Annotated in this window: 25 protein-coding genes and 4 pseudogenes; 12 read left to right on the forward strand and 17 right to left on the reverse strand. The window is 39.1% G+C overall.

Features of this window, described 5'->3' with window-relative positions:
* Positions 1 to 287: pseudogene (locus KX581_RS07225) on the forward strand (hypothetical protein); the annotation flags it as partial.
* A gap of 116 nt (positions 288 to 403) precedes the next feature.
* Here KX581_RS07225 and queF read toward each other — a convergent pair.
* Entirely contained in the window at positions 404 to 850 is a 447-nt protein-coding gene (queF, locus tag KX581_RS07230) for a preQ(1) synthase (protein WP_033742936.1), read from the reverse strand.
* A gap of 59 nt (positions 851 to 909) precedes the next feature.
* Here queF and rsfS point away from each other — a divergent pair, with 59 nt between their 5' ends.
* The 5 genes from rsfS to KX581_RS07255 are packed head-to-tail and all read left to right on the forward strand — an operon-like array spanning position 910 to position 4,954.
* Positions 910 to 1,251: a ribosome silencing factor gene (rsfS, locus tag KX581_RS07235; RefSeq protein WP_128071761.1), complete on the forward strand. Its 342-nt coding sequence runs from the start codon at positions 910 to 912 to the stop codon at positions 1,249 to 1,251.
* 7 nt (positions 1,252 to 1,258) lie between these two features.
* Complete coding sequence (miaA, locus tag KX581_RS07240; RefSeq protein WP_331273842.1) at positions 1,259 to 2,152, forward strand: tRNA (adenosine(37)-N6)-dimethylallyltransferase MiaA; 894 nt, start codon at positions 1,259 to 1,261, stop codon at positions 2,150 to 2,152.
* A gap of 4 nt (positions 2,153 to 2,156) precedes the next feature.
* A complete protein-coding gene (locus tag KX581_RS07245) occupies positions 2,157 to 3,260 on the forward strand; it encodes a glycosyltransferase family 8 protein (protein ID WP_231175981.1) in 1,104 nt (367 codons plus the stop codon).
* 9 nt (positions 3,261 to 3,269) lie between these two features.
* Entirely contained in the window at positions 3,270 to 4,106 is an 837-nt protein-coding gene (locus KX581_RS07250; protein ID WP_180386509.1) for a phosphoethanolamine transferase, read from the forward strand.
* Positions 4,088 to 4,954: a phosphoethanolamine transferase gene (locus tag KX581_RS07255; protein WP_180386508.1), complete on the forward strand. Its 867-nt coding sequence runs from the start codon at positions 4,088 to 4,090 to the stop codon at positions 4,952 to 4,954. The genes KX581_RS07250 and KX581_RS07255 overlap by 19 nt, the downstream gene beginning before the upstream one ends.
* 73 nt (positions 4,955 to 5,027) lie before the next feature.
* Here KX581_RS07255 and KX581_RS07260 read toward each other — a convergent pair whose 3' ends face one another.
* The 6 genes from KX581_RS07260 to KX581_RS07285 are packed head-to-tail and all read right to left on the reverse strand — an operon-like array spanning position 5,028 to position 11,365.
* Complete coding sequence (locus KX581_RS07260; protein WP_120873227.1) at positions 5,028 to 5,807, reverse strand: UDP-N-acetylmuramate dehydrogenase; 780 nt, start codon at positions 5,805 to 5,807, stop codon at positions 5,028 to 5,030.
* 3 nt (positions 5,808 to 5,810) lie between these two features.
* On the reverse strand, positions 5,811 to 6,077 hold the full coding sequence (gene fliQ, locus KX581_RS07265; protein WP_000445741.1) for a flagellar biosynthesis protein FliQ: 267 nt from the start codon (positions 6,075 to 6,077) through the stop codon (positions 5,811 to 5,813).
* Positions 6,078 to 6,087: 10 nt separating this feature from the next.
* Positions 6,088 to 7,392 (reverse strand): flagellar protein export ATPase FliI, encoded by a 1,305-nt coding sequence (gene fliI / locus KX581_RS07270; protein WP_050841559.1) that lies wholly within the window; start codon positions 7,390 to 7,392, stop codon positions 6,088 to 6,090.
* Positions 7,393 to 8,307 (reverse strand): CpaF/VirB11 family protein, encoded by a 915-nt coding sequence (locus tag KX581_RS07275; protein ID WP_220946229.1) that lies wholly within the window; start codon positions 8,305 to 8,307, stop codon positions 7,393 to 7,395.
* A gap of 16 nt (positions 8,308 to 8,323) precedes the next feature.
* On the reverse strand, positions 8,324 to 11,086 hold the full coding sequence (gene ileS, locus KX581_RS07280) for an isoleucine--tRNA ligase (protein WP_231175982.1): 2,763 nt from the start codon (positions 11,084 to 11,086) through the stop codon (positions 8,324 to 8,326).
* Positions 11,087 to 11,110: 24 nt separating this feature from the next.
* Complete coding sequence (locus KX581_RS07285; protein WP_001217161.1) at positions 11,111 to 11,365, reverse strand: RNA-binding S4 domain-containing protein; 255 nt, start codon at positions 11,363 to 11,365, stop codon at positions 11,111 to 11,113.
* 101 nt (positions 11,366 to 11,466) lie between these two features.
* Between KX581_RS07285 and KX581_RS07290 the strand changes: the two genes are divergently transcribed.
* Positions 11,467 to 12,087, forward strand: coding sequence for a hypothetical protein (locus KX581_RS07290; RefSeq protein WP_231175983.1), 621 nt, complete (start codon positions 11,467 to 11,469; stop codon positions 12,085 to 12,087).
* Positions 12,088 to 12,214: 127 nt separating this feature from the next.
* On the opposite strand, the pseudogene KX581_RS07295 reads toward KX581_RS07290, so the two are convergent.
* The 6 genes and pseudogenes from KX581_RS07295 to rsmA form a co-directional block, all read right to left on the reverse strand.
* Positions 12,215 to 13,156 (reverse strand): annotated as a pseudogene (locus KX581_RS07295) (outer membrane beta-barrel protein).
* A 233-nt stretch (positions 13,157 to 13,389) separates the two neighbouring features.
* Positions 13,390 to 13,512: pseudogene (hpn, locus tag KX581_RS08420) on the reverse strand (nickel storage protein Hpn); the annotation flags it as partial.
* A 257-nt stretch (positions 13,513 to 13,769) separates the two neighbouring features.
* Entirely contained in the window at positions 13,770 to 14,843 is a 1,074-nt protein-coding gene (gene rlmN, locus KX581_RS07305) for a dual-specificity RNA methyltransferase RlmN (protein ID WP_231175984.1), read from the reverse strand.
* Positions 14,840 to 15,829 (reverse strand): KpsF/GutQ family sugar-phosphate isomerase, encoded by a 990-nt coding sequence (locus tag KX581_RS07310; protein ID WP_231175985.1) that lies wholly within the window; start codon positions 15,827 to 15,829, stop codon positions 14,840 to 14,842. The genes rlmN and KX581_RS07310 overlap by 4 nt, the downstream gene beginning before the upstream one ends.
* Entirely contained in the window at positions 15,813 to 17,897 is a 2,085-nt protein-coding gene (locus tag KX581_RS07315) for a ribonuclease J (protein WP_231175986.1), read from the reverse strand. The genes KX581_RS07310 and KX581_RS07315 overlap by 17 nt, the downstream gene beginning before the upstream one ends.
* 33 nt (positions 17,898 to 17,930) lie before the next feature.
* Positions 17,931 to 18,746 carry a 16S rRNA (adenine(1518)-N(6)/adenine(1519)-N(6))-dimethyltransferase RsmA gene (gene rsmA, locus KX581_RS07320; protein WP_231175987.1) on the reverse strand — a complete coding sequence of 272 codons (816 nt, stop codon included), beginning with the start codon at positions 18,744 to 18,746 and terminating at the stop codon, positions 17,931 to 17,933.
* A 262-nt stretch (positions 18,747 to 19,008) separates the two neighbouring features.
* Between rsmA and hpnL the strand changes: the two genes are divergently transcribed.
* A complete protein-coding gene (gene hpnL, locus KX581_RS07325) occupies positions 19,009 to 19,206 on the forward strand; it encodes a nickel-binding protein HpnL (RefSeq protein ID WP_001977007.1) in 198 nt (65 codons plus the stop codon).
* 164 nt (positions 19,207 to 19,370) lie between these two features.
* On the opposite strand, the gene KX581_RS07330 is transcribed toward hpnL, so the two are convergent.
* The 4 genes from KX581_RS07330 to sppA form a co-directional block, all read right to left on the reverse strand.
* Entirely contained in the window at positions 19,371 to 19,580 is a 210-nt protein-coding gene (locus tag KX581_RS07330) for a hypothetical protein (RefSeq protein ID WP_231175992.1), read from the reverse strand.
* 573 nt (positions 19,581 to 20,153) lie between these two features.
* The gene (locus tag KX581_RS07335; RefSeq protein ID WP_231175988.1) at positions 20,154 to 22,607 is read right to left on the reverse strand and encodes a hypothetical protein; all 2,454 of its coding nucleotides are present in this window, start codon (positions 22,605 to 22,607) and stop codon (positions 20,154 to 20,156) included.
* Positions 22,608 to 23,489, reverse strand: a complete 882-nt coding sequence (gene purU, locus KX581_RS07340; RefSeq protein WP_231175989.1) for a formyltetrahydrofolate deformylase — start codon at positions 23,487 to 23,489, stop codon at positions 22,608 to 22,610.
* Between the two features lie 2 nt (positions 23,490 to 23,491).
* Entirely contained in the window at positions 23,492 to 24,370 is an 879-nt protein-coding gene (gene sppA / locus KX581_RS07345) for a signal peptide peptidase SppA (RefSeq protein WP_231175990.1), read from the reverse strand.
* 70 nt (positions 24,371 to 24,440) lie between these two features.
* Between sppA and KX581_RS07350 the strand changes: the two genes are divergently transcribed.
* The 4 genes and pseudogenes from KX581_RS07350 (at position 24,441) to KX581_RS07365 (ending at position 26,603) form a co-directional block, all read left to right on the forward strand.
* Positions 24,441 to 24,698: a hypothetical protein gene (locus KX581_RS07350; RefSeq protein ID WP_180386495.1), complete on the forward strand. Its 258-nt coding sequence runs from the start codon at positions 24,441 to 24,443 to the stop codon at positions 24,696 to 24,698.
* A gap of 241 nt (positions 24,699 to 24,939) precedes the next feature.
* Positions 24,940 to 25,670, forward strand: a pseudogene (locus KX581_RS07355) (TIR domain protein).
* A 9-nt stretch (positions 25,671 to 25,679) separates the two neighbouring features.
* Positions 25,680 to 26,168, forward strand: a complete 489-nt coding sequence (locus tag KX581_RS07360; protein ID WP_039084538.1) for a hypothetical protein — start codon at positions 25,680 to 25,682, stop codon at positions 26,166 to 26,168.
* A gap of 9 nt (positions 26,169 to 26,177) precedes the next feature.
* Positions 26,178 to 26,603, forward strand: a complete 426-nt coding sequence (locus KX581_RS07365) for a hypothetical protein (RefSeq protein WP_120873240.1) — start codon at positions 26,178 to 26,180, stop codon at positions 26,601 to 26,603.
* The last annotated feature ends 380 nt before the right edge of the window (positions 26,604 to 26,983 follow it).

Genomic DNA, 26,983 nt, shown 5'->3' on the forward strand with positions numbered 1-26,983 from the left:
AAAACTTAACAAGACCCGATGGTAAGAGTGTTGGTGTTACTTTGGAGGAGTGGGCGAGGTTTTTACCTAAAAATAAAGAAGAGGCGAAATTTGTTGCGCAACTTTTATGCGATGGCGGTATCAATAAGTATGATTTAACATGCGCTGGTCTTACTCCTGGTGTTTTAGCCGATAATCTTTGGTCTTATGGGTTTAGAGATGAGGATTATGATGAGGAAGGTAATGTGATTGCGGAGGGTGATGAGGCAACTGCTCTTAAACTTAAAAATGAGGGCGGGATAGAATAAACCCCCCCTTGTGGGGTCTCCTTTTTTTCAATCTCTTTTCTTGCTCTTTTCAATCTCTCTCTAATTTGTCTATTTAATTTGGAAAGGCTTTAATCTTAAAACCCTATCTTTGCGCATTATTTCGCATTCAAAAGGCGTTTTTCTTTAAATTCCTGGTATTCTTTGATCGCATAATTCACAAAGGGTTTGATCGCAATCCCGCCCCTAGAGGCAAAATCCCCATACACTTCCAAATACTTTGGCTCTAGCAATTTGACTAAATCTAATAAAATCGTGTTGATGCAGCTCTCATGAAAGCTCCCATGGTTTCTGTAACTGAATAAATAGAGTTTTAAAGACTTGCTTTCTACCATTTTATCTTTAGGGATGTAGCGGATAAAAATCACGCCAAAATCCGGCTGGGAAGTGATCGGACAAAGGCTTGTAAATTCCTTGCATTCTAAGGTGATTAGGGGGTCTAAATTGGGGTTTGGGTTAGGGAAAGCCTCTAGTAAATCGCTGTTGTATTCAAAAATATAGGGCGTTTTAGCGCCTAGGGATTTGAGGTTTAGTTCAGGGGTCATTAATCTTTCCTTGATTTAAGTTATAATAAGGCTATTTTAACCCATTTTTTAGGAAACTCATGAACCAACGCATAGAAACGATTACGGCTCTATTAGATGAAAAAAAGGCTTTTGATATTACGCACATTGATTTATCTAAAACCCCCTATTTGGTAGAAGATGTCATTATCGCTACCACGCTAGCGAATAAGCATGCCCTTTCTTTATTAGATGTGCTTAAAAACACCCTTAAGCCTTTGGGCGAAGTCTTTTACCAGATAGATGAGTCTAATGAAGAGTGGATCATTTTGGATTTGGGGGATTTGATGATCCATCTTTTCACCGAAGAATGCCGTAAAAAATTTGACTTGGAAGGGTTTTTGAACGCTTATAAAAGGGGGATTCCTTATCAAAACGCCTAAGAAACTCATCGCGCTTCTAGGGCCTAGCGGGAGCGGGAAAAGCGCTCTTTCCATTGAATTAGCCCAAGAATTGGACGCTGAAATCTTTTCTTTGGACTCTTTGAGTATTTATAAAGACATTAATATCGCTTCGGCTAAACCGAGCCTGAAAGAGCGAAAAAACATCAAGCATTACGCCCTAGACTGCCTTAGCATTGATGAAAAAAATAACGCTCCTCTTTTTAAAACCCTTTTAGAGGACGCCATGAGGGTGTCTTCTAAAGAAATTTTACTCATTGTGGGGGGGAGCAGTTTTTACTTAAAGTCCATTTTAGAAGGTTTGAGCGATACGCCAAAACTGAGCAATGAAGAGGTTGTAAAAATAGAGCGAGAAATTGCCGCTCTTTCTAACCCTTATATATTTTTAAAATCCATTGACCCTAACATGGCTTTTAAAATCCATCCAAACGACACTTACCGCATCCATAAGGCTTTAGAAATCTTTTATGCCACCCACACGCCCCCAAGCGAGTATTTTAAGGCCAACCCTAAAAAACCCTTTGCGCATGCCGTCTCATTATTCGCTCTTTCTATTGAAAAAAACGCGCTCCATAACAACATCAAACAGCGCACCAAAAACATGCTCCATTCAGGCCTTATTGAAGAAATCAAAGCCCTTTATATTAAATACCCTAAAGATTCGCAGCCTTTTAAAGCCATAGGCGTTAAAGAAAGCATTCTTTTTTTAGAAAAACAACTCACTTTAAAGGAGCTAGAAGAAGCGATTATCTCTAACACCATAAAATTAGCCAAGCGCCAAAACACTTTCAATAAAACCCAATTCAATAACCTTTATGCGGGGAGCACTAAAGAAGTTAGGCATGCGATTTTAAAACACTCAAAAAGCGGTATTAAAGGATAACCTAATGGATACGCAAACTCCGCCAAATCAAATTATCCCTATTTTTATGAGTTTTGATAAGAATTACGCGCTAGGGGCTAGCGTGAGCCTTTATTCTTTACTCTCCCATGCGAGCAGGCACACAAGCATGATAGATTTTAGCCCCCTAAATCAAAGCAACCAACTTTTAGGCGCTAACATCGTGTATAAAATCCATTGTTTGGTTAAAGGGGTAACCTTAGAGCAGCAAAACAAGCTTTTAAAAACCATTGAGCCTTTTAAAACATTCGCTTCATTAGAGTTTATAGACATCAATTCGCTCGATCATTCCATAGAAAGCTATCTCAATGAGTCTTGCTCCAAGCGTTATGGCGGGCTTCTTGTTTTGTGCCGGCTCTTGCTCGCTTCACTCTTCCCTAATTATTCTAAAATCATTTCCATAGATGTGGATACGGTGTTTTTGGGCGATGTTGCAAGCGCTTATTTTGCGCTGGATAATGACCCCACTAAATTGCTTGGCATGGTGAGAGACACATTTTCTCACCTTTCTTTTGAAGCCTTTTGTGATTTTATTGAGCACACTTGTAAGAATTTTAAAATTGATTTTTCACGCTTTAGCCCAAACGAATTAAAACGCATCCATCAGGGCTTTAACATGGGCTTTTTGGTAGCGAATTTAGATTTGTGGCGCGAAAATGGGTTTGAAAAAATCGCTTTAGAGTTTTTGAAAACTAGGGGGAAAGATCTTTTCTACCCTGAGCAGTGTTTAATCAATATGGTGTTTTGGAAGCACATTTTAGAATTGCCCATTTATTATAATTGCTATTCTGATTCTTTCAAAGAGCACTACCCTAAAAATATCATCATGCTCCATTTCATCCAATACAAGCCGTGGCGTTCTGTCAGTTCTTTGAATGGGCGTTTGATTTGCTATGAAGCTGAAGCGAGTTTTTGGCTCGCCAACCTTTTTTGCACCCCTTTTAAAAACGATTTTTTTAAAGAACGCCTTGAAATGGCTAAAGACCAACAAATGCAATCTTTTAAAACCCACATCCGATCAAAAACGATTAGGGATTATTTTTGTTTTAGGATAAAAAATATTTTGAAAAAAGTTTTCAAATTCTCTTAAAGGGCATTCATGGAAAAATTATTGAAGTTTTTAAAATTCTTTGCCAGTAGCGTAACTCTAGATGAAAAATTTTTAATGTTCCTTCTTTGCAACGCTCTTTCTAACGCTTACAAAAATAGCGATTTGTTTTCTTTCTCTAAAGGCTTTTTAGGCGCTTTTTTAATCGGGTTTGTGGTGTATTATGGTTGCGTGCTAATCCCTAAAAAACGCTTGAAATATTCATTAGAATGGCTGTTTATAGGAAGCGGTATTATTTTTAGCGTGGCAGAAATTTTTACGCTCTTTATGTTTAAAATGCCTTTTTCCAAAGGCTTGACTGACACGCTTTTAGCCACAAACAGCTCTGAAACGATGGCGTTTATAAAAAGCTATAAAAATTATTTGCTTTACTACGCTTTGATTTTGATCGCCTTATTGGTAACTATTAAAATGATTCGCTTTAGAGCGCTTGTGCCTGGTGTGATAGCGGGCGTTTTAGGGCTTTCTATCCTTACAATAGGGAGCGTTCGTAACATTAAACACCTTACAAAGAACGATGCGATTTTAAAAAGATCATTGTTTTCCCTTTCCTTAACTAGGGGGTTTTATTCCGCCTATTTGAGCTTGTTTGATCGCCAACAAGCCATAAAATTTTATAGCTTTTTAAATAACCTTTATTTACCAAGCGATTATCTTTCTAGCACGGGCGATGTTGAAAATGTCGTCTTAGTCATCGGCGAAAGCGCGAGCAGAAATTTCATGCAACTCTATGGCTATAACGCCCCTAATAACCCCTTATTGAGCGAACTCGCCAACGAGAGAGAGAGAGAGAGAGTAACAACCTGTTCGTGTTTTCTGACACGATAAGCAAAGAAGGTAGCACTTCTGATGTCTTTGAAAGCCTGCTCAATTATAGCGATGCTGAAACGACTAAACCTTGGTATCATTACCACAACATGATAGATATTTTCAAGCGATCCCATTATGAAACTTTTTGGTTAGAAAAACAATTCGTTGATCAATGGTCATTAATACAAGATCTAGTTTCTAGTCGCTCTAAAAACCGCTACCTCCTTCAACGCGATAGAAACCGCTACTTCCTTCCTAAAGAATGGACAAGCTATGATGAAGATATTTTAACTTTTTATTCCAAAAATATCCCATCCCAATTAAAAAGCAAGAATTTTATCGTGTTCCATTTGCGTGGCTCTCATTCTCGATATGCTGATCGTTTCCCTAAAAGCTTCGCCAAATTCAAACCAAGCGATTTGTCTTTTTCTAATTTGCATGTGAGCAATGATAGAGACAAGCAAATCGTCGCTGATTATGTCAATTCGCTTTATTATAATGACTTTGTTTTGAATGGGATTTTTAACCTCTTTAAAGATAAAGACGCTATTGTGTTTTATTTGAGCGACCATGCGCAAGATATTTTTGAAAGCGGCCCTACTTATGGGCATAGCTGTTCTAAAGCGGGATTAGAAATCCCTTTTATGATTTATGTGAGCGATATTTTTAAAGAAAAACACCCCGAGAAAGTGAAGTTGATTAAAAACGCTTTAAACAAACCTTTCATGAGCGATGATTTAATCCATTCTCTTTTGCCTTTGGTGGGCATTCACACTAAAGATGAAATAGAGAGTAAAAACCTTTTTAGCCCTAAATTTGACACTCAAAGAAAAAGGACTACTTGTCGTTGGGGGTTTGGATCATGATAGGACTAAATAATAATAAGGCTCTGTTCTCATCAATAGGGATAAGCTTGATTCCACATAAAGCTTTCCAACCCTACCTCAAAATCTTCACTTCTTCTTCCAAATAAATGCCGTATTCTTGCAACACTCTGGTTTTGGCGAGTTCTATCAAATCCAGCGCTTCTTCAAATTCTGCGCCCCCCAAATTCACCAAAAAATTCGCATGCTCTTTGGCAAAGCCCACTCTTTTTAGACAATAACCCCTTAAGCCCACGCCCTCTAAAAGCCTGCCCGCATAATCGTTAGGCGGGTTTTTGAAACAGCTCCCAAAATTAGGCAATTTGGGGTGGCTTTTGCGCATGCTTTTACACATTTTTAAAACCCCTTCTCTAAAGCCATGCGTTTTTTTAAACCTCGCCCTTAAAACAACGCCGCTAAACCCGCTGCTGCGATAGCCCAACCCCAAAGCCTCTTTTTCTAACCATTCGCCATTAATACAAGCGCTTTCTAAAACATTTTTGATTTCAAATTCTTTCATGCCAGCATTCATTTTAACTAACGCCCCTAAAGTGCCAGGCAATTGCCCTAAAAACTCCAAACCCTCTAAATCATTCGCCCTAAAATAATTAAAAATTTTAGACGCGTTAGCCGCTCCCCCTACCTCCACCCACTCACCCTGATCGCAAATGTAATCGTAGTTTTTTCCTAATAAAGCGAGATTTTTCGCACTAGGAGCGATTAAAAGGTTGTTCGCTAAACCGATAATCTGGTGTTCTTGAGAGATTTCATTATCGTTTTCTAAAACGCTCACTTTTAAAGGCGTGCCGATTTTCACGCTGCTGTAACGAGAAAAATCAATGGTTGTTTCTAGCATTTTCTAGCCTATGATTTTAGGAATGAGCTTGATTAAGGTTTTGGTGTAATCTAAAAGCATGTTCGTCATCCACGGCATGGTTAAAATCAGCACCCCAATCACGGCTAAAATCTTAGGCACAAAAGACAAAGTCATTTCATTGATTTGAGTGGTCGCTTGAAAAATACTGACTAATAGCCCCACCACTAAGCCCGCTAGTAATACCGGTAAAGAAATCATCAAAGTGATTTTATAAGTTTCAATGGCGAGTTTCATGAGTTGTGATTCCATGATATTCCTTTTATCTTAAGATTTCTTCTAATTGCTGAAAGCTTTGTTCAAAAGGCTGCAAAGCGTTTTCATCTTGCACTAAAAATTGCTCCATTAGAGCCTTTTTCTTAATCGCTTCATCAAGCTCTTTATCGTTCCCCATTTGATAAGAGCCGATGCGAATGAGCATTTCATTTTCTTTCAATAACGCATACAAACGGCGGAATTTTCTCGCGCAAAGGTTTTGAGACTCACTAATGATGTCTTTAGCCACCCTTGATGCGGAGTTTAAAATATTGATAGGCGGGTAGATCCCATAATCGGTCAATTCCCTGCTTAAGACGATATGCCCGTCTAAAATACTCCTGGCCTGATCGGCTATGGGATCGCTCAAATCATCGCCCTCTACTAGCACGCTAAAAAAAGCCGTAATGCTCCCCTTATTTTCTTCCTTGCCCGCTCTCTCCATCAATTGAGGCAATAAAGAAAGTGCGGATGGGGGGTAGCCTTTGGAAGTGGGCGGTTCGCCTAAGGCTAAACCGATCTCTCTTTGAGCCATAGCGAAACGAGTCACTGAATCCATGATAAACAACACATCTAGCCCCTGGTTTTTAAAATACTCCGCCACGCTCATCGCGCAAAAGGCCCCGTATTTGCGCATTAAAGGGCTATCATCGCTCGTAGCGACCACCAACACGCAAGAGCTTAAATCCCCTTTTAAGTTTTTCTCTATAAATTCAGGGATTTCTCTGCCCCTTTCCCCAATCAAAGCGATCACTTTAATAGGCGCTAAGCAACCCCTAGTGATCATGCCCATTAGCGTGGATTTACCCACCCCAGAGCCGGCAAAAATGCCCAGTTTTTGCCCCTTACCGCAAGTCAAAAGCCCATCAATGCTCTTCACTCCCACGCTAAAAACCTCATCAATCAAGCCTCTTTTTAAAGGGGCTATAGGCGTTGTAATGACAGGCGCTAATCGCTCATAATCCAATGCCCCCTTATTGTCAATGACTTGCCCTAAAGGGTTAAGCACCCTCCCTAAAAGATTACGGCCCACAGGGAAATTCAACCCCTCTTTTAAAAATAGCACCTTATCGCCAGCCCTAGATCCCTCTATAAAATTAAAGGGCGTGAAGCCAAACTGCTCTTTTTCTGCCACCACCACCATTCCCACGCATTCGCTGCCATCGCTTTTTTCAATCTTCACCACATCGCCCACAGAGGGGTTAAAACCATCCGCATAAACGATATTGGGCATGATTTTTTTCACGCTCCCGTAGCGAGGCGATAGTTCAAAATGCTGATTCAAGCGGTTTTTTAAGGATTTTAGGGGCATTTAAAGCTCTTTAGTCCATAAGACTTCAGCGATCTGGCGCTCATTATTGATTCTATTCACATGCACGATCACATCAATCGCGCTTTTAAAATACGCTCGCATCAATTCCTTATCTAAAGAATGCGTATAGCGCATGCTTAAATTCAAAAAAAGGGCTTCTAAAGTGTTTTGAGCACTATTGGCGTGAATGGTTGAGAGCATGCCCTTATGCCCGGTGTTTCCTAAACGCAAAAAGAGCGCTGCATTCCTGGTGTCAATCTCGCCCACAATGAGTCTGTCCGGGTTTAAACGCATGGCCATATTGAGAGCGTCTTCATAATTAAAGCACCCGTTTTCTTGCTTGCCCACTAAAAGCCCCACGCAATTACTGAACGCTTTTAAATCCAATTCTTGGCTGTCTTCAACGCTCACCACCCTTTCATCTTTATTGACGCAGTCTAAAAGAGCGTTTAATAAGCTTGTTTTACCGCTTGAAGTCTCCCCACTAATGAGAATGTTATGCCCTTTAAGCGCTAAATTTTTCAAACTTTTTGGATCGCTTGCTTTGAAAGTGAAATCCTCTAAACTTAAGGGCTTAAGCCTAGGCACACGGATATTGAGCGTGATTTGATTGTTCGTGGTGATGCTAAAATGATTCGCGCTCACCCTATAGCGCGTGAAAGGGATAGAGCAATTTAAGGTGGGGTGCTCTTCATCAAAAAACAACCCCCTAAAACTGGCCAATTGCTCGCAAAACCTCAGCAAAAACGCCTTATCAAAAAGCGCATGCCCTCTTTTTTCTCGGGTGTTATTGATTTTATAAAGCCAAAGCTCCTGCTCGGTATTGATGATCAGCTCGGTGATCCCGCTTTCTAAAAAAGGGGTAAAATGGCTAATTAGGGCTTGTAAAACTCTATGGGTTTGTAAAGTTTCCAAAAGCCCTATCCTTTTATCATCGCTCTTTTAAAACCTCTTCGCAGCGCTTGCAAGGGGTGTTTTCTAACTCGCTTTTAAAACGCCAACACCTGGGGCATTTATAAAAGGGGGCTTTAAAGAGCGTGAATGCTGGCGTTTCGCTCAATTTTTCTTTTGCAATCCCTACAAAGCTTACCATCAGCAATTCTTCTACTAAATTTTCACGCAACGCTTTTTCTTTCACTTCAATAGCGCATTCCAACGAATTTTTCACCACGCCTTCTTTTTTCAATCGGTCTAACTCTTCATTAAAGGCAGAACGCAAGGCTAAAACGGCTTCAAAATTTTCTGGTTTTTTAAACTCTTTAAGGTGGAGTTTTTCTGAAACGCTAATGCCTTTTAGATCAAACACATCTTTAGCTTGTAAAAACGCACAAAGCACCTGGCTATGCTCTAAAACTTCTTCAATCGTGTGCGTTAAAATCGGGGCTAAAAAGTAGCACAATTGACTGGCCACAGCGAGTAAGACCATTTGAATGGCTTGGCGTTTTTCATTATTTTTACTATCGCAATACAAGCTATCCTTACAAGCGTCTAAATAAATCCCGCTCAATTCATTGGTAACAAACGCCATTAAAATATTCAAGCCCTTCACAAAATCATGCTCTTCAAACGCACTATTGACTCCAGCGCTTATGGTTTCTAAAGCCTCTAATATAAAATGATCTAAAGGGCTAAAGTCATGGGAGCGTTCTAAATTCTTAAGATCCATATCGCTAAAATTGGCGAGTAAGAATTTTAGGGTGTTGCGGAATTTCTTATAATGCTGTTCTGTTTGAATGAAAAAGGTTTGAGAGACTCTCAAATCGTTTTGATAGTCATTAAACGCTACCCACAAACGCACCACATCGCTCCCATGCTTTTTGAGCAAGTTATCCAAAGACACCACATTGCCCTTAGATTTACTCATTTTCTCGCCCTTTTCATCTACGATAAAGCCATGCGTAATGACCTTTTTAAAAGGGGCTTGGTTGTTTAAAACACAACCGATTAAAAGCGAGCTTTGAAACCACCCCCTATGCTGATCGCTCCCTTCTAAGATCACATCGCTAGGGCTTTGCCCTTTTTCTCCATGATAGTCTTCTAAAACCGCCTTAAAGGTACTACCGCTATCAAACCACACGTCTAAAATGTGCATGATTTTCTCATAATGCTTGGCGTCCTCTTGATAGCTAGGGGGTAACAAATCCTTTACGCTAGACTCCCACCACACATCACAGCCTTTTTTTTCAAAAAGATTGGCCACATGCTCTAAAACTTCGCTTTCAAAACAAGGCTTATTCGTGCGTTTGTCTATGAAAAAGGCCAGTGGCACGCCCCATTTTCTTTGCCGGCTCAAGCACCAATCAGGGCGGTTTTCTATCATGGTTTTTAGGCGGTTTTTCCCGCTGTTTGGCACAAATTCCACCTTTTCAATCGCATTCAAAGCCACTTCTCTTAAGGTTTTTTGAGAGCCATCATTTTGAATGAAAGGCTCATCCATTAAAATAAACCATTGCGTGGTCGCTCTGTAAATCACAGGCTTGTGCGTCCTCCAGCAATGCGGGTAGGAATGCTCAATCTCTTGCTCTAGCAATAAAGAATCGCCCAATTGCTCTATAATGCGTTTTTGAGCCTTAAAAACATGCTCGCCCAGATAACTTTCATCTAATAATTGATTATGGATAATGCCCTCATCATAGCAACCCTTTTCATCTACAGACATTAACACTTCTAAATTATATCTTAAGCCTAAATAGTAGTCCTCTTCACCATGCCCAGGTGCGGTATGCACGGCTCCTGTGCCATCTTCTAAACCGACATGCTCTCCTAGAGTGATTAGGGAATCCCTTTGGTTTAAAGGATTGGTGGCCTTCAAATATTCTAAATCATTGGAATTGAATTCATGCGCAATCTCACTATCAACCACCCCTAAAGCGACTAATTTTTCATGCAAGGCTTTAGCGACTAAATAGCCTTTTTGGGTGAGCGCATAAAGGGCGTCTTTTTTCAAAGCGATCGCTTCATTCGCATACAAAGTCCAAGGCGTGGTCGTCCAAACCACTAGGCTTGCTTTTTTGACTTTTAATTTTTCTAAACTCTCCTTTTTCAAACCAAACGCCACGAAAATGGAGGGCGATTTTTTCATCTTGTATTCCACTTCAGCTTCCGCTAAAGCGCTCTCGCATGCATAACTCCAATAAATAGGCTTGTGGCGCTCTTTCAAAAGCCCTTTTTTAGCCACTTCCACTAAAGCCCTATAAATGCTCGCTTCAAATTTAAAATCCATGGTTTTATAAGGATCTTCAAAATCCCCCAAAACGCCTAATTGCAAAAATTCATTCTTTTGGATTTCTAAAAATTTCTTCGCATGATCTCGGCACTTTTCTCTAAACAGCGTGGGGTTTTCTAGACTCGTTTTTTCTTTTTCTAATCGCTCTAAAATTTGCTGCTCAATGGGCAAGCCATGGCAATCCCAACCGGGCGTGTAATAGATTTTCTTCCCCTTAAAATATTCTCTTTTAACGACAATGTCTTTTAAAATTTTATTTAAGGCATGCCCTAAATGCAAATGCCCGTTCGCATAAGGCGGCCCGTCATGCAAAGTGAAATCCCCATGGTTATCTTTCCTATTTTGCATGCGTTTGAACGCTTGTTGCTTTTGCCATTTGGCGTAAGTTTTAGGCTCATTAACGCTCAAATTCCCTTTCATAGAAAAGGTGGTTGTGTTTAAGTTTAGGGTGTCTTTGTATTCTTTCACTGATTGTTCCTTAATCTTTTATCTTTATTCTTTTGTTTTAGGAGCGATATAAAGGTGTGTGTCTTTTCGCGGCACATTTTTTAAAGTGGGGATTTGTAAAATCGTGTATTCTTCTATCCCTTTTAAATAGTGCAAGCTAATCACATCGCCTATTTTCACTTCTTTACTAGCCTTAGCACAACTCCCATTGAGCCACACCGCCCCTACATTACACATATCTGTCGCTAAAACGCGCCGCTTCACTAAACCCACTGATTGTAAAAATTTGTCTATTCGCATGCGTTTATTTTACCCTATTCTTTAAGTTTTTATCCATAACTTATAAGGGTTTTAGTTTTAGCATGTTAGCATTCAGCCACCACTCTTTTTAAGGAATTTGCTTGAAGTTTCAAATTGTGAGTTTGTTAGCCACTCTTTTATTAGCCTCTTGTTTGCCCCCTAAAGGCCATCATTCTGGTTTGGTGAATATGTATATCGCTCATCAAGGCCAAAGCGTGCGCACTTATTGGCGCAAAATTGATAGAGAAGTTATCGCCAAACACAATGAAACGCTTAAGAAAAACCTTAAAGCAAAGCTCAAAGACCCTAGGGGGCCTTTATTCATGCTGGGGAGTAATCGTTTCATGCTTTTATGGAAAAACCACTACGCTTTAGCCAAAGTCCAATCGTTCAAGCTAGAGCCTGGGTTTTATTACTTGGATTCTTTTAGCGTGGAAACTCAAAAAGGCATCTTGCAGAGCGCTCCTGGCTATTCATATACTAAAAATGGCTACGATTTTAAAAACAACCGCCCTTTTTTCCTAGCCTTTGAAGTCAAACCTGACAGCAGGATCATTCTTCCTAGCGTGGAATTGAGCCTGATTAAAACCCCTAGAGGCTTTTTAGGGGTGTTTTTATTTGACAACAACGAAAAGGGGGCTAATACCCAATGGGTTGAGGGGAGCTTGAATTTAAAGCTTAAAAACGCTTCTTTTAAAGACGCATGGGGGTTGGAACAATGAAGCATGAAGTGATCGCTCGCTTTTCGTAAGCTCTTTATGATTAGATTGTAAAAAAATACCTTGAGTATTTTTTAGATTTTATTACCCCTATTCAATTGGAACAAAGCCATTAATTTTTTAAAAACTTTTAAAAACGATAAACATAATCCGCGCTCCAAGTAACATAGCTTTCAAAAATGCCCCTAGGGATTTTTGCTTGTAAAACCCTCACACTTTCGCAACTCTTTAGCTTTTTTAAAGAACAACTAGGAGCGTCGCCATGAACGCTCGCGCTCAATTCTAGCGTGTGGCGCTTATCGCCCATTCTTAGCCCTAACGAACCATAGCCCTGAAATTGCGCCAATTGCGCTAATATATCACCAAAATCTTTAAGAACCTTGGCTGTTACGCTCTCACCCCCTAGCCTAGCCCCTATAAAATAACCGATGAAAAACTTCTCATTTTCATACACATTGTGTAAAAAATCTAACAAAAAGCTGTAAGTTGACATTGTTATCATACCACCATTAAAAAAAGAAACAGGACTTATTGTGTCTATGGGTATCACTCCAAATAAGTATTGTTGGTATTTATCTTTTTCCATGTAATTGCCCGCTTTATAGGAGTATTGGAACCCTCCCCTAACGCCAAAACCCATTTTTTAATCTTAACAGGAGCGGCATACTGATACCCCACCTTAAAATTAAAGCCGTTTAAGATTGTGCTGGGATCTTTTCTTTCTAAGAGTCTTCCACCAAAATTGAAGTGAGAGTGAGGCAGCAAAACAAAACTATCTTTATAAGCTAAATTCCATGAAAACATCCCGCTTATAGCCAAGACCGGCAAAAAAAGCGCTTTTATCCGCTCTTTGATGTTTAGCCTTAGCTTTTTCTTTCGCTAAAGCTTCTTGAACCTTCTTTCCAACGAGTTTATTAAGCCCGCTCTCATCTATAGCGTGGCTAAAATGAAACTCTAGCACAGAATAAAAAGCTAAAAATAAAAATTTGGTTTTTAAAAAATGGGGGGGGTAACTTGCATACCCTTTCCTTGATTGAAAAATTGTTTTAATATTTTGAATATTGTAAAACATTGAAGCTTAAATTAAAAGTCTTAACAATATTATTGGATAAAAAATTACTTTTTATAGGCATTAATGAGTATTTTTAACATTAATGAATATTTGTAAAAACAAAAATCAAGCGTGTTGCGGTGGTTGGATTGGATTTAACGGGTTTGATCAGAATGGGTTAGAATGGAATGATTGCATTTTAAAATCAAAAGCCAGAGACAACCCTAGTCAAGTTGCCCCTAGCCACACCGATATTACTCGTGATGCCCGTGGCAACAACCTTCTTCTTGATGATGACTATCGCTAGTGCTGCAACAACCTTCTTCATGATGAGAGCTGTGGTGGTGATGGTGGTGTTCACCGCCATGATAGTGGTGGTGGTGTGTGTGGTGGTGATGGTGGTGGTGCCCGCCGTGTTGTTCTTCATGGTGTGCCATGATGACTCCTTTGATTAAGAATTTAAATTCTAGCTCACTGGCTAGGACTTTATTCTACAATATAAAATCTAATTAATTGTTAATGAAAGAAAATTTAGTGCTAATTTTTAATCCATATTCCCTAAATTTTGAATTATCGCTTGACTAAAACCAACACCCCCCATTAGAAAAAAGACAAACACCACAAAAAAGAGTTTTTAAATTTGTTGGGAAAGTTTTTTCTCCCTCAATTGCCCGCAAGCCGCTTCAATATCCAAGGCTTTAGACTCTCTAATGGTACATAATAAACCTTTGGAGTTTAAAAAATCCGCAAACATTCTAGCACTCTCTAAACTGGGGCGCTCAAACTTAGAGCCTTCATGCGGGTTGAATAAAATCAAATTCACTTTGGATTTAATGCCGTTTAAAAGTTTTAGAAGTTTTTTAGCGCAGTCCAGGCTATCGTTCAAATCTTTGATTAGAAGGTATTCAAACATCACTCTTTTGCGTTGCTCTAAAGGCCATTTCCTCACTTCATTCAAAACGCATTCAATGTTGTATTTTTTATTCAAGGGCATTAAAGATGAACGCGTTTTGTCATCTACGGCGTGTAAGGATATAGCTAATTGCACGCCTAAGTTTTTGCCCGCTAAAATAGGGATTTTATCGGCTACGCCGCTAGTGGAAATCGTGATTCTTTTAGGCGAAATTTGCATGCCGGTATTAAAAATCTCAATCGCTTTACACACCTCATCTAAATTGTTCAAAGGCTCGCCCATTCCCATAAAAACAATGTTGAGCGCTTTTTCAAGGGGGAGGTTATTGTCTTCTTTAATGAGTAGGGCTTGCTGGATAATCTCGCTCGCTTTTAAGTTCCTTACAAAACCGCCTTTTTGAGTGAAACAAAACGCGCAACCCACTTGACAGCCTATTTGACAAGACACGCATACGGTGTATTTTTCCCCCTCTAAAATAGCGTTCGTCTCTTTGTCAATCTTTTTATCCTTCATTTTCAACAACACCGCTTCAAAAGTGTGGTTGTCTCTTAAAGATTTAAAAAGGTATTTTTTAGAGCCATCAACGCTCTCCCTCACATGCGTGATTTCTATCGTGCGCAAAGTAAATTCTCGCTCCAAAGAAGCGATAAAATCTTTTGAAAAATTATTTTGCATGTCTTTAAAACTTGTTTTATACTTCGCATAGAGCCACAAATAAAGCTGTTTAGCCCTAAAGCTTGGTTTTAAAAGCTGGCTCAATTCCTTTAGAGTGAAATCATAAATACTCGCTTTCATGCTTTAAGCCCTAATTCTAAAAGTTGGTGCAAGTGCAAGACCCCTAAAACCTTATTACAATCATCCACGCACACTAAAAGCTGGATCTTATGGCGTTCTAAAAATTCTAACGCCTCTAAAAGAAGAGCGTCTAAATTCTTAAAGCTTTTAGGTTTTAAAGTGGCAAAATGCTTCACCTCACTCTCCAAGCTAAGCCCTTTTAATAGCGCTCTGCGGACATCGCCATCGCTTAATACCCCCACAAGCTCGTTAGCCTCATTGACTAAAATCGCGCTGCCCAGGCGTTTTTCACTCATTTCTATGAGCGCGTCTTTAAAACTTGTGTTAGGAGCGATTAAGGGGAGATTCGTGGTTTGCAGTAAATCTTTAACCTTGACAAAAAGTTTTTTGCCCAAAAGCCCGCCCGGATGAAAGGAGGCAAAATCTTCTTGGCTAAAGTTTTTCGCTCGCATCAAGCATGCCATTAAAACATCGCCTAAGGCTAGAGTTAGGGTGGTAGAAGTCGTTGGAGCGGTGTTGATCGGGCAAGCTTCTTTTTTAATTTTCAAGCTCAAATAATAATCGCCGAGTTTAGAGAGCGAGCTATTAGGGCTTTTAGTGAAAGTGATGATTTTATGGCTCAAGCGTTTTAAATGGCTCACTAGATTCAATAATTCTAAAGACTCGCCCCCATAACTAATCATTAAGATCACATCGTTTTTTTCCACCATGCCCAAATCCCCATGCATGGCTTCTGTGGGGTGTAAAAACGCGCTCCTGTTACCGGTGCTTAGCATAGAAGCAGCGATTTTTTGTGCCACTAAAGCGCTCTTACCCACGCCCACTATCACAAGCTTACCCCCTTTTTCTTGGCTTTTTAAAATGAGCTTGACAATCGCTTCTAAATCGTTAGGTTTTTGGAATTGCTTAACGCTTTCTAAAAGCGCTCTCGCTTCATCTCTTAAGACTTGCGCGGCGATAGCGTTGTAATCAAGTGGCATGGACATGACAAATGATAGCCGGGTATTTTCTAAACTTTTTAAAGAGCGCTTTTCTGATGAAATTACGAGTGTGATCTTCTAATTTTTTAGGGTTATTCAAAATTTCGGCGTTGCTGGATTTCAACAACATCTCTAAGCCCCCTTGAATTTCTTTCATCAAAGGCTTTTCATCTTTAAAGCCCACAAGCCCTAAACTGGAAAATTGAGAGCTTTCCAAAAGCACTTGTTTGTTTTTATTCACAAAAATCGTAGCCACAAACACCCCAGCACTAGCGACTTCTTCTCTTTGTTGCACGATGCTTGTGTCAATACTCAAATTGCTTTGGTTATCCACATAGCTTTTACCGCTTTTAATGGTGCCGACTTTTTTGATGAACGCAGGGCCAACCTCCACTTGATCGCCATCTTCCATTAAATAGATATTTTTTTCAGGCACCCCGCAAGAAATAGCGGTTTGCTTGTGGCGCGCGACATGGTTATATTCCCCATGCACGGGTAAGAAAAACTTAGGCTTAATGAGTCTTAACATGAGCTTTTGCTCTTCTTGGGCGGCATGCCCGCTCACATGGATATTGTCAAATTCTTGATAAGCCACTTTGGCTTCTTTTTTGATCAAGAAATTCAATACCGCTGAAACGCTCGCTTCATTGCCAGGAATGGCTTTAGCGGAGATAATGACTAAATCGTTGGGTTTGATAGAAATGTGGCGGTGTTCATCAGTCGCCATGCGATAAAGCGCGCTCATGGTTTCGCCTTGCGAGCCGGTCGTTACGATTAAGACTTCATTATCCGGGTATTTAGCGACTTCATTGGCTTCAATAAAAGATTGATAAGGCAAATGGATATAGCCTAATTCTCTGGCGATGTCTAGGTTTTTTTCCATAGAGCGCCCGATCACAGCGATCTTGCGGTTGTATTTAATGCCGTATTGGATGGCTTGATAGACCCGGTGGATATTGCTAGAGAAGGTGCTCATAATCACCCTCCCTTGCGCTTCTTTAAAAAGCGTGTCAAAAGCCGGCGCTATGGTGCTTTCACTCGGCGTAGTCCCGGATTTATGGGAGTTGGTGGAATCGCTTAAAAGAAGCATCACGCCCTTTTCGCCATAGTGTGCTAAACGATACAAATCAGTGGGCAGATTATCCACTGGGGTATGATCGATTTTAAAATCGCCGGTGTGGATGATGGTTCCGGCTTTAGTTTGGATCGCTAAAGCGCTGCTGTCAATAATAGAATGCGTGATGTGAATCCATTCAATGATAAATTCGCCCACGCTAATGGGACAGCGCTTTTCTACGATTTTAAAATACGAGCGGTATCTTTTCAAACCATGTTCATCAAACTTGCTCCCAATCAACCCCAAACTCAAGGGCGTGCCATAAAGGGGGAATTGCAACTCTTTAAACAAATAAGGCGTGGCCCCTATGTGATCTTCATGGGCATGGGTGATGATAATGCCAGCGATTTTGTCCTTGATTTGGTGCAAGTAGGAAAAATCCGGGATTAAAATATCCACGCCAAAAAGCCCTTCTTTAGGGAAGCTCATGCCCGCATCAATCACGATCGCGCTTTTTGGGGTTTCAATGACCATCATGTTCCCCCCAATCTCGCCCAAGCCCCCTAAAGGCGTGATTTTAACGCTCGCTTTAGAGTTTAGATTCATCTTATAATGCGGGTTTAAATGCTCCACTTGGATCTTGTTATTAGCTTCAACGCCCTTTTTTAGCTCCTTATGAAAGCCTAAAGTCCCTCTCTCATTCACATGCAAAATTTCCGTAACGCCCTCTACTTTATTGTTATCCAATTCTTCTTGGGCGTAATTTCTAGTCTTTTGGGGGGTGTGTTTGGCTTTGTGGTGGTGGTTTGGTTTTTTGTTGGGGTGGCGCTCTTTTTTATGGTGTGAAGGCGCTTCATGGTTTGAAGAGTCTGCGTTTTTTTGCGCGTTTTCTCTAAAGTGCTTTTTGCGGTTAGTGAATCGCTCAAACGCTCCGGCTCGCGCCTCATGATGAGCTTTTGGGTTTTCACTGCTGTTTTCATTGTTTTCATTATTTTCATAATGGTTGTTATCAGTCATAATAATTATTCCTTTCAATTTTTTAAAAAGGCATTAGCCTTTTAAAAGGTATTCTAAGAGCTTGAGATAATCTTTTATCTCAGACGCCCTCACGCTTGTTGGTTGGTTTTCTAACGCTAAAAAACCTAACACCTTATCAAGCTTTTCTCTATAAGAAACGCTTTTTTTAAGATTGTTTGAAAGCGTCTTCCTGGGAGATGAGAAACAAGCTTTCAAAAAATCTTCTAACGTTTCAAACCCTTTTTGTAGGGCTTCTTCAAAAAATGGCGCTTGGAGTAATGAAGCCAACGCCTTTTCTTTCAGCGGCTCTTTAATCACTTCAAACACGCTAGAAAACACCTTTGGAGGCGGGCTAAACGCGCTAGGCGGCACATCAAACAAAAGGGTAGCGTTCCCTATTGCGTGAGCTAAAACGCTTAAGGCATTTTGCGAATCTTTAGCGCAAAATTTGAGTGCCACTTCCTTTTGCGTCATCACCAATAAGCCCCTGCATTTAGGGTCTTTGAGCGCGTTTAAAACAAGCCTGGTAGCGATATAATAAGGCAAATTAGAGATCAAAAAATAAGGCTCTTCTTCTTTCAAAAAAAGAGCGTCTTTTTCCACCAATTCTAATTTAAAAGGCTTTCTTTGCGCCTTTAGTTTTGATCGCATTTTCTCGCACAAATTGCTGTCTATCTCATAAGTCTTTAAAGGATAGCGATCCAACAACTTAAGAGTCAAATCCCCTAACCCCACGCCGATTTCAATTAGCTTTAATGGGTTTAAGGGAGGCAAAGCATTAACAATCCTGTCTAAAAACGACTCGTCCGTTAAAAAATGCTGTCCTAAAGACTTTTTAGCTACTACCATAAGAAGTGCTTCTAAAACTCCTCATATTATACCTTAAAAAGGGGATTTGTCTTTCCTTTTTAATGCAACTTTTTTATTATAGCTTTTTTCATTCAAAGATGTTGGTAGTTTTGACAATAGGAACGCTTCAATTAACACTCGTGGCGCTCGTATTAAAAATTAGTATTAAAATCTTTTTCGTTAATAATTGGTTAGATTTTGCATTATAAAATGAAATCCTAGCCAATGAGCTAGAATTTAAATTTCAATTAAAGGAGTCATCATGGCACACCATGAACAACAGCAACAACAACAGGCTAACAGCCAACACCACCACCATCACCATGCACACCACCACCATTACTATGGCGGCGAACACCATCATCATAATGCGCAACAACACGCTGAACAACAAGCAGAGCAACAAGCTCAACAACAGCAACAACAACAAAAAGCACAACAACAAAACCAACAATATTGATTGGGGCGTTTGTGGGGGCGGCCTTAGGGCTACTCCTGGCTTTTAACTCTTTCTTTTAATCTAGATCTAGTAAATTTATCCATTTAAACTAACTTTTTTAGCTCCGTTAGATTTTTAAACTTTTAAAATCCCTCTTTTTGATGGTTATCAAATGGCTCTGTTTTCTATCCAATAAAGATAAGCTTATTCATTGAGTAGTCATAATGGGGCGTAAAACTTTGTCTTGCGTATTTGGTGCGATCTAGGGGTGTTTTTAAGGGGGTTTGTTGTAGGATTTCATCACGCCCCATAGTTGCGATATGGGGCAAATCACGGTTAAAAGGGTTTATCATGAAAAGAAAACATGATAAAAACTCTTGGTTAGTATTATACATTAAAATCTCTTTTAAGGGGTTTAAAGTGGTCTTTTCTATAGAAAAGTAATATATTAGCCAAAGTTCCCCTGAGTTTAAAAGCTTAGGGGTTTCCTTTATAAGCGGGTTTGTCCTTGACTTTTGGGGCGTTTATTTTTTATCTTTTCAATTTTTTAATCTTGTTTTAGTGCTTGTAAAATTAAAAGTTTTAAGGGGGTTTGTTGTAGGATTTCATCACGCCCCATAGTTGCGATATGGGGCAAATCCTATGTCAAAAGGAGCATGCCATGAAACACAAAAGTGGCAAACGCTCTTGGAGTTCATTATACTTTGAGTTTGCTTTTTTGGGGCTTAAAGTGATCGTTTCTGTGAAACGCTGATTTTCTAAGAGCGTTCCCTTAAGTTTAAAAGCTTAGGGGTTTCCTTTAAAAAGCGGGTTTGTCCTTGACTTTTGGGGCGTTGGTCATTTTGTTATAAAACTTATTTTTTTTAAGGGGATAGAAATAATTCTCCCCTCTATAAAACTAAATCCCCTCATAGAGTGCTTTTAAAAAATACCGCTTGCTCTAGCTTTTTGATTATTTGTCTTAAAAACTACTCCCTTAAAAACCCGTATTCATAGACTTTAGGCTGTATTTCTTTAGCTAAGTCTTTTAAAGCGTCTTGTAGGTTAGCATAAAGCTGTTTGTAATATCCATCTTTAGCTTTAGCGGGTAGATTTAATTTGCCTTGCGCGTTACGGCCTTGAAAAAATTCTTTGATGTCATAAAGGCTTGCGTTAGCGTTATAGGGGCGGTTTGTGAAATCTTGTGTGTGGTAATAGCGATAAACCTCTCTGCCAGCGTCAAACACCTTTGAAGCGCTCGGGCTGAATTTCAGAGGCTTGTTTTCTTTTTTGTCGTTTAAAAAGAGGCTATCGCCCTCCTCTTTTATCCCGCCCTTTAAAAAGTCTAATAAAGCGTGGCTAGAATATCTTTCTTTAGACTCAACTTCATCTTCGCTAAAGGGGATAAAATGGTTAGCCCCTTGAGTGGCAGTGATGCGGTTTTGTGTGTGAAAAAGCATGAAAATCAAACAATTGCCTTTAAACTCGCTGTCGTCTTGGAACGCATCATCATAGGGAGCGTAAAACTGATCCCTGTCGTTTTGCCATGTGGCTTTGATGCAATGGCGGATGGAGAAAAATACAGATACCAACAAAATTGTAGTTGCAATGATTGGAAAATATTTTACATGCGATTGTTGTGATTTATCAATAACGCTAATATGGACTAAATTTTGATGTTGAAAACTATTGCGACCAGGATCTAAATAGCCAAAAATAGTGTCTCTTTTTGTTGGCTGAAACTTTTGTAAATAGTCTGCTAAAAATAGAACCTTATTGCACGAGTGTATATTTTTATACCCCAAAAATTCGCCAAGCGAGTCAAACACTTCTAAATTGAGCGCATTGGTTGGTTTTAAGGGGGGGGTAGCGGTATCCCACACCAAAAAGCCGATGGGGAATTGCCCTTTCACATTATCAAAGCTATCCGCAGGCACCATAAACCCCTCTAAAAATTTAGCTTTAAAGACTTCTCTGAATTTTTTAAAGTTGCTAGAATTAAGGTATTTGAGCGTTGAAAAACTCGCCATGATACAGCCGTTCAATTCCTTATAAATGCGCATGAAAAATTGAGCGAAAAGTTCGTTATTGGCTTTATTCAATTCATTTTTATACTTCTCGCAAATACGATTGCCCCTAGCCACTAAATCTTTATGCTTCCCTGTGCCACTCATTTTAGCCTTATTGCCCGCTTCCGCATACGGCGGGTTGATGTAAATGATGAGCTTTTTTCGTTTCTCTTTGTCGTTTAAGATTTCTTGCAAGCTTTTTGGCGCTTTATTAAAATCATCGTTTAAAAAGTCAAATTGGAAAACATGGTTTTCTAGCAGATTCAGTTTGTTGGCAGCGGCTAATTCTTTAACGATCGCCACATCGTTGCTGTCTAAAGTGGATAGAAAACAATTAGCTTTATTGGTCAAGCCATTCAAAAGATTCCCAGTCCCCCCAGCGCAATCCCAAATGATATAATCCTCTTGATAATCTTGCCCCAAAGCTTTAGCTAAATATTCTTGACTCTTTTCCACCCAGATTCTAGGGGTGAAAAACGCTCCTTTCCTTTCCCTCACATCGCTTGGCACTAACAAATCGCGCCGCTCTAAAATAAACGCTTGAAACTCTACTTTAGGAGGCCTTTCATAAATATTCCAAAATTCTTGGTGGGCTTGTTGGCCGTCTGTGAAACCAATTTCCATAAAATCTATTTTACCTAACTCATTCACACCCCTTTTTAATTTATAATAACTGGAGCTTAAAATCGTTTGCAATTTCTCTTTAATGGTTTTATCGCCATCGCTAAGCAAATCCGCCAAATAATAGTCTGCGTCTAAAATGCCTTTAGTTTTAGCCACCTCCCAATTTATGTCAATGGTGGGTTTGACAGCTTCAAGCCACTTTTGATAGATTGTAAAGAAATTATTTTTATCAATTTGGATTTTGCTGAGTAAATGGCTAGAGTTTAAATGGTTTTTGATAAATTCTTTGCATTCTTGGCTTTGGGTTTTAAAGTCAAAAACCGATTTATGGGATTTACACATGGCTTTAAACATGTCTAAAGCATGCTTAAAACCTTCTGTGTTGTGGTTGCTTGGGGTGATAGAAAAATCTATATCGCTTTTATAAAAAAAGCTTGTGATCGTGTCATCAAAGGCGATAAATTCCATTCTAAAAGCGTTGAAAGCGCACAAATAAGGTGGCGTGTGGTGGGTATAAAGCCTGTGTTTGCCTATGGTTAAAAGAAGTTGCGTGAAAGCTTTGTTCAAATCATCAAAATCGCCCCTTTTAGCTTCGCCCCATAAAATGGGTAAGGTGGCGTTAGAATGCTTATAGCTTAACATGAAATCTATTTTATCCCCGCTATAAAGGAATTTTTTATCCTTAAAGAACTCGGCTTTGATCTGGCTTTTTAAGGGTTCTTCATTGAGGTTGCTGAAATCTAAAGGCATTCAAAACACCACCGTTTTGTTTTCATGCACAAACACCCGATCTTCTAAAACTAGTTTTAAAGCCCTAGCCAAAACCAGTTTTTCTATATCCTTACCCGCTAGGCGCATTTTTTCCACGCTGTAATTGTGGTTAATGGGCAGAGTGTCTTGTAAAATAATCGGCCCGGCATCAAGGCTTTCATTCACAAAATGCGCCGTGGCCCCGATGACTTTCACGCCCCTTTCAAACGCTTGTTGGTAAGGGTTAGCCCCGATGAATGCGGGCAAGAAACTATGATGGATATTTAAGATCTGATTTTCATAACGCTTCGTAAAATCATGGCTTAAAATGCGCATGTATTTGGCTAAAACGAGCAGATCCGCGCTCACTTTGTGTTTTAATTCCAGGTTTTTAATGATTGCTAAAACTTCTTTTTCATGCAAGTTTTGGTTATCGCAAGGCGCGTAAAAATAAGGGATGTCAAATTTTTCCACTAAAGGGCGTAAAACCTCGTAATTAGAAATAACGCCTAAAATTTGAGCGTTCAATTCCCCCCCATACACCCTTAAAAGCAAATCCCCTAAGCAATGGCTCTCTTTAGTAGCGAGTAAAATAATGTTTTTTTTATGCGTTAAAATGACTTCAATCAATAGTTCGCTAAAGTTTTCTAGGGCTTTAAAAAGAGCGGTTTTTAAGGATCGCTCTTCTTGCTCTTTAATTTCAGTATTCAAGGGCTTGATTTCTTTTTGGATTTTTAGCCGCATGAAAAAGCGTTGTTTTAAGGGATCAACAAATTCATCGTTTTTGACGATGTTATAGCACTTGTTAGCGATAGTACTACTTATCGCACTCACCAAACCTTTAGAGTCTCTAGCTTGAATTTTTAAAATAAATTCTAACATCTTTATCTCATTAATAATTGATAGCCAAAGGCTTGCGTGATGATATTACTCGCTGATTGCGTGGCCTTTTCAATGAAGCGCTCCATAGGGCTTTTTTCCAGCCAATAGGCTTTTTTAACCTTACTCAATTCCATCAAGCGATCTTGGGCTTGTTTGATCGTGCTGATTTTATCAATGAGTTTTAATTTTAGAGCGTTTTGAGCGCTAAAGACCTTCCCTTCAGCAAAATCCTTATAATCCTTAGCGTCTAATTTCCTAGCTTTTGCAACATCATTCACAAACATTTGGTATTGCTCATTGACTAAATTTTGCAAAAAATCTTTTTCGTTAGGTTTCCATGCTCTGGTGAAAGTGCCTATTTCTTTGTATTCGCCCGCATGCACGCCTTGAGTGGCTACGCCGACTTTATTGAGCAAATTTTCCACATTCGCACCCGAAAAAATCACCCCAATGGATCCTATCAAACTCGCTTTAGAGGCATAAACTTCGCTCGCTTGCATGCCCGCATAATAGCTCCCGCTCGCCATAATCCCCCTAGCATACGCTAAAACGGGCATTTTTTGCTTCAAATCAGCGATTTTTTCGCTCAATTCCACGCTCGCTGACACCGCCCCACCAGGAGAATCAATCAACAATAAAACGCCCTTAATGCTAGGGGTTTTTAAGATTTTATCCACTTCTTTGTCAAAATCCTCTGTGCTAAAAATCGCCCCATTTAAATAGAGTTTAGCTAAATTAGGCGGATTGCTTGGTGCGCTTTCTTTGGCGCTAAAAAAGACTAATACAATGAGTAACAGCACAAACGACTTGAAATACTTCGTGATAAAATCTAAAGGCATAATGATTAAAGCCCTAAAGATTTTTTGAATGAAACTCCACATGCAGCTTTTCCTAAACTTAATATTTGACCATAAGAGTGTATTATACTTCAAATGTTTTAAGGATTAAATCATGGCGTGTAAATTTTGCCCTAAGATCAGAAAAACAGATTGGATTTTTATTTTAATCGCTGCTTTAGGCTTTTATTTAGTTAATAAACTAGGGTATGCACCCCAATTCACCCCCACTTCAAAGCCTTCACACTCTCTTTCACGCCCCATTGAAAAGCCTAACAATATGACCGAAGAAGAAAGGAAAAAGCGTTTTATGGAGTTGCAAAAAGAATGCTTACTCCATAAAGACAAGAAGGCGTGCGAAGAGGTTTTTTAGATTGTTTTTGTTGTTTTTTGCGCTTTTAAGGTCTGCCGCTTGTAAGTTTTAACGCCTTTTTTGTTTGCAAAAAGGCTTTTTTAGCGGTGGTTTTTAGCACCAAATAGCCCCTAAAACTCCCAAAATTCAGGCACTCTTAAGCTAAGTCTAAGTCTACTATAATCAAAAGATTTTAAAGGGAACTTAAAATCGTATGTATAAAGGTTTGAGAATTTCATAAAAATATTAAGGAAAATATATCATGAAAGCTTTTAAGGTTAATTTAGATGAAAGAGAAAATCGTGAAGTTTTATGCAAGTTTCATTTTGACAGAGGGGGAAAAGTAAGCTTGAATACGCTTATTATGACAAGCAAGCTGTTTCTAACATACATGAAGTAGCCAATAAGATTAAAACTCTCATTCAAAAGAGTCTAAAAAATAATGAATACACTTTACTAAATCGCAATGAAATTAAAGAAGCCTTTTTTAATCCCTTACAAGAGCGATTAAATAAAACTAAGGTTTTTCTTTCTCATTCGCATATTGACATGAAAAATAATGATTTTTTAGGCGTTAAAAATATCAAGTCCTTTTTAGAACCATCCGATCGTTCTAATTTAATATTTATAGACTCTCTCTTTTGGGATTATAAAAATGATATTCTAAAAGAAATAAAAAAACATCATATTGATGTTAGCAAGATTGAAGACGCTTTCACGCTCATTCTCAGGGAATCTTTAGAATATATGATCAAAAAATGCCCTTATTTCGTGTTTTTACAAAGCAAGAATAGTGTTTCTCTTAATCAAGATCTATTAGGTATCACTCATTCCGCATGGATTTATGAAGAGTTGAAAATCGCTCATTCTATTAGTGAGAGTCGCCCAATTCCAATGATGGAAAGCATGCAACTCTTTCATGATATATCGCTATTTTTAAAAAGTTTTGAGACCATAACCCTTAAAAAACTATCACAACAAATCAATTCGTAGGAGCAAACAATGTTTTTTAAAACTTATCAAAAATTACTAAGTGCAAGCTGTTTAGCGTTGTATTTAGTGGGCTGTGGGAATGGTGGCGACGGTGAATCGCCGATTGAGATGAGCGTGAATAGCAAGGGAGAGTTTCAAATCAGCTCTAGAGTGGATAGCGTTACTATTCAAGGCGTGAAGCTTAATCGGGGTAATTGTGCTGTTAATTTTGTTCCAGAAGAGGTGTTTGGCAACATAGTTGCTTTAGGTCTAGTTACTCCAATCTCTATACAGGATTTTAAAGATATGGCAAGCTTTTATAAGATGTTTGGAGCTCAAAAAGAAGGGTTGGCAGACATAGAAAATAAAATTTCTCAGTTAGAGCAAAAGGGTGTGATGATGGAGTCTCAAACCCTTAAATTTGGAGAAAAAAGAGAGGGCATTTCTCAAGGGTGCGATATTATAGAAGCAGAAATACAAACCAACAAAGGCACTTGGACTTTTAACTTTGACAGATAAATATCAAACATGGAAAATACCCCAAAAGACAGAGCAAAAATCCTTGTAGAAGAGCTTAAAATCTTACAAGGCGTTATCAACAGAATGGCACAAAATTCTTTAGAATGCAAAAAATGGACTCTCGCTCTTGCGGTTGGGGTTCTATCCCTTAAAATAGAAGCGATTTCTAATTCTTATGGGTTATGCGTTTTAGGGGTGTTGTTGGCATGCTTTTATCTTTTAGACGCGTATTATCTCATGCGAGAAAGGTTATTCAGGGAGCAATACCAATGGCTCATAGAAAACAGGCTTAAAACCGATGAAAGGCTGTCTGAAGTCTTTCCTGCTCATCAAACTTGCCGGTGCGCACAATTCTTATGCTCCATGTTTTCGTTTAGCCTTTTCCCTTATTGGGTGTTAGGTCTTTGCTTGGTGGGCTATGGTTTTTGTTTTTGATTCTGTTTCAATGGAGTGTTGGCTATAAAATAACTTAACTTCAATCAAACGATAACTTTTGAAGCGTTTTAGGATTTAGGGTATCGCAAAATAACCCCCCCACCCCCTTATGAATTTCACTATAAAATAAAACTTTAGACAAAAAGCAAGATCTAAGAAACCAACACAAGCAAACTAAACACATTAAACATTAAATATAAAGACACTAACAACTAAAAATATAAGCATTAAGAAATAACAAACAATAAGCAAGCAAATATTAAATAAAATCAAGAAGTAAAAACAAAAGAAAAGCTCAATCTTTCAAAACTAAGCAACAAGAAGTTCTTTTGTCAGGTAATACTCTTGGCTTTTAACAAGCGAATGTTAAAAGCTTTTCT

This window comes from Helicobacter pylori (assembly GCF_021062735.1).
In the GTDB taxonomy this organism is placed as follows: Bacteria; Campylobacterota; Campylobacteria; order Campylobacterales; family Helicobacteraceae; genus Helicobacter; species Helicobacter pylori_DN.

Excerpts from the sequence above, each read along its gene's own strand:
- queF (WP_033742936.1), bottom strand. The coding sequence starts at position 850 with ATGACCCCTGAACTAAACCTCAAATCCCTAGGCGCTAAAACGCCCTAT.
- rsfS (WP_128071761.1), top strand. The coding sequence starts at position 910 with ATGAACCAACGCATAGAAACGATTACGGCTCTATTAGATGAAAAAAAG.
- KX581_RS07245 (WP_231175981.1), top strand. The coding sequence starts at position 2,157 with ATGGATACGCAAACTCCGCCAAATCAAATTATCCCTATTTTTATGAGT.
- KX581_RS07250 (WP_180386509.1), top strand. The coding sequence starts at position 3,270 with ATGGAAAAATTATTGAAGTTTTTAAAATTCTTTGCCAGTAGCGTAACT.
- KX581_RS07260 (WP_120873227.1), bottom strand. The coding sequence starts at position 5,807 with ATGCTAGAAACAACCATTGATTTTTCTCGTTACAGCAGCGTGAAAATC.
- fliQ (WP_000445741.1), bottom strand. The coding sequence starts at position 6,077 with ATGGAATCACAACTCATGAAACTCGCCATTGAAACTTATAAAATCACT.
- fliI (WP_050841559.1), bottom strand. The coding sequence starts at position 7,392 with ATGCCCCTAAAATCCTTAAAAAACCGCTTGAATCAGCATTTTGAACTA.
- KX581_RS07285 (WP_001217161.1), bottom strand. The coding sequence starts at position 11,365 with ATGCGAATAGACAAATTTTTACAATCAGTGGGTTTAGTGAAGCGGCGC.
- rlmN (WP_231175984.1), bottom strand. The coding sequence starts at position 14,843 with ATGAAAGCGAGTATTTATGATTTCACTCTAAAGGAATTGAGCCAGCTT.
- KX581_RS07310 (WP_231175985.1), bottom strand. The coding sequence starts at position 15,829 with ATGTCCATGCCACTTGATTACAACGCTATCGCCGCGCAAGTCTTAAGA.
- KX581_RS07315 (WP_231175986.1), bottom strand. The coding sequence starts at position 17,897 with ATGACTGATAACAACCATTATGAAAATAATGAAAACAATGAAAACAGC.
- rsmA (WP_231175987.1), bottom strand. The coding sequence starts at position 18,746 with ATGGTAGTAGCTAAAAAGTCTTTAGGACAGCATTTTTTAACGGACGAG.
- hpnL (WP_001977007.1), top strand. The coding sequence starts at position 19,009 with ATGGCACACCATGAACAACAGCAACAACAACAGGCTAACAGCCAACAC.
- KX581_RS07330 (WP_231175992.1), bottom strand. The coding sequence starts at position 19,580 with ATGTATAATACTAACCAAGAGTTTTTATCATGTTTTCTTTTCATGATA.
- KX581_RS07335 (WP_231175988.1), bottom strand. The coding sequence starts at position 22,607 with ATGCCTTTAGATTTCAGCAACCTCAATGAAGAACCCTTAAAAAGCCAG.
- purU (WP_231175989.1), bottom strand. The coding sequence starts at position 23,489 with ATGTTAGAATTTATTTTAAAAATTCAAGCTAGAGACTCTAAAGGTTTG.
- sppA (WP_231175990.1), bottom strand. The coding sequence starts at position 24,370 with ATGTGGAGTTTCATTCAAAAAATCTTTAGGGCTTTAATCATTATGCCT.
- KX581_RS07350 (WP_180386495.1), top strand. The coding sequence starts at position 24,441 with ATGGCGTGTAAATTTTGCCCTAAGATCAGAAAAACAGATTGGATTTTT.
- KX581_RS07360 (WP_039084538.1), top strand. The coding sequence starts at position 25,680 with ATGTTTTTTAAAACTTATCAAAAATTACTAAGTGCAAGCTGTTTAGCG.
- KX581_RS07365 (WP_120873240.1), top strand. The coding sequence starts at position 26,178 with ATGGAAAATACCCCAAAAGACAGAGCAAAAATCCTTGTAGAAGAGCTT.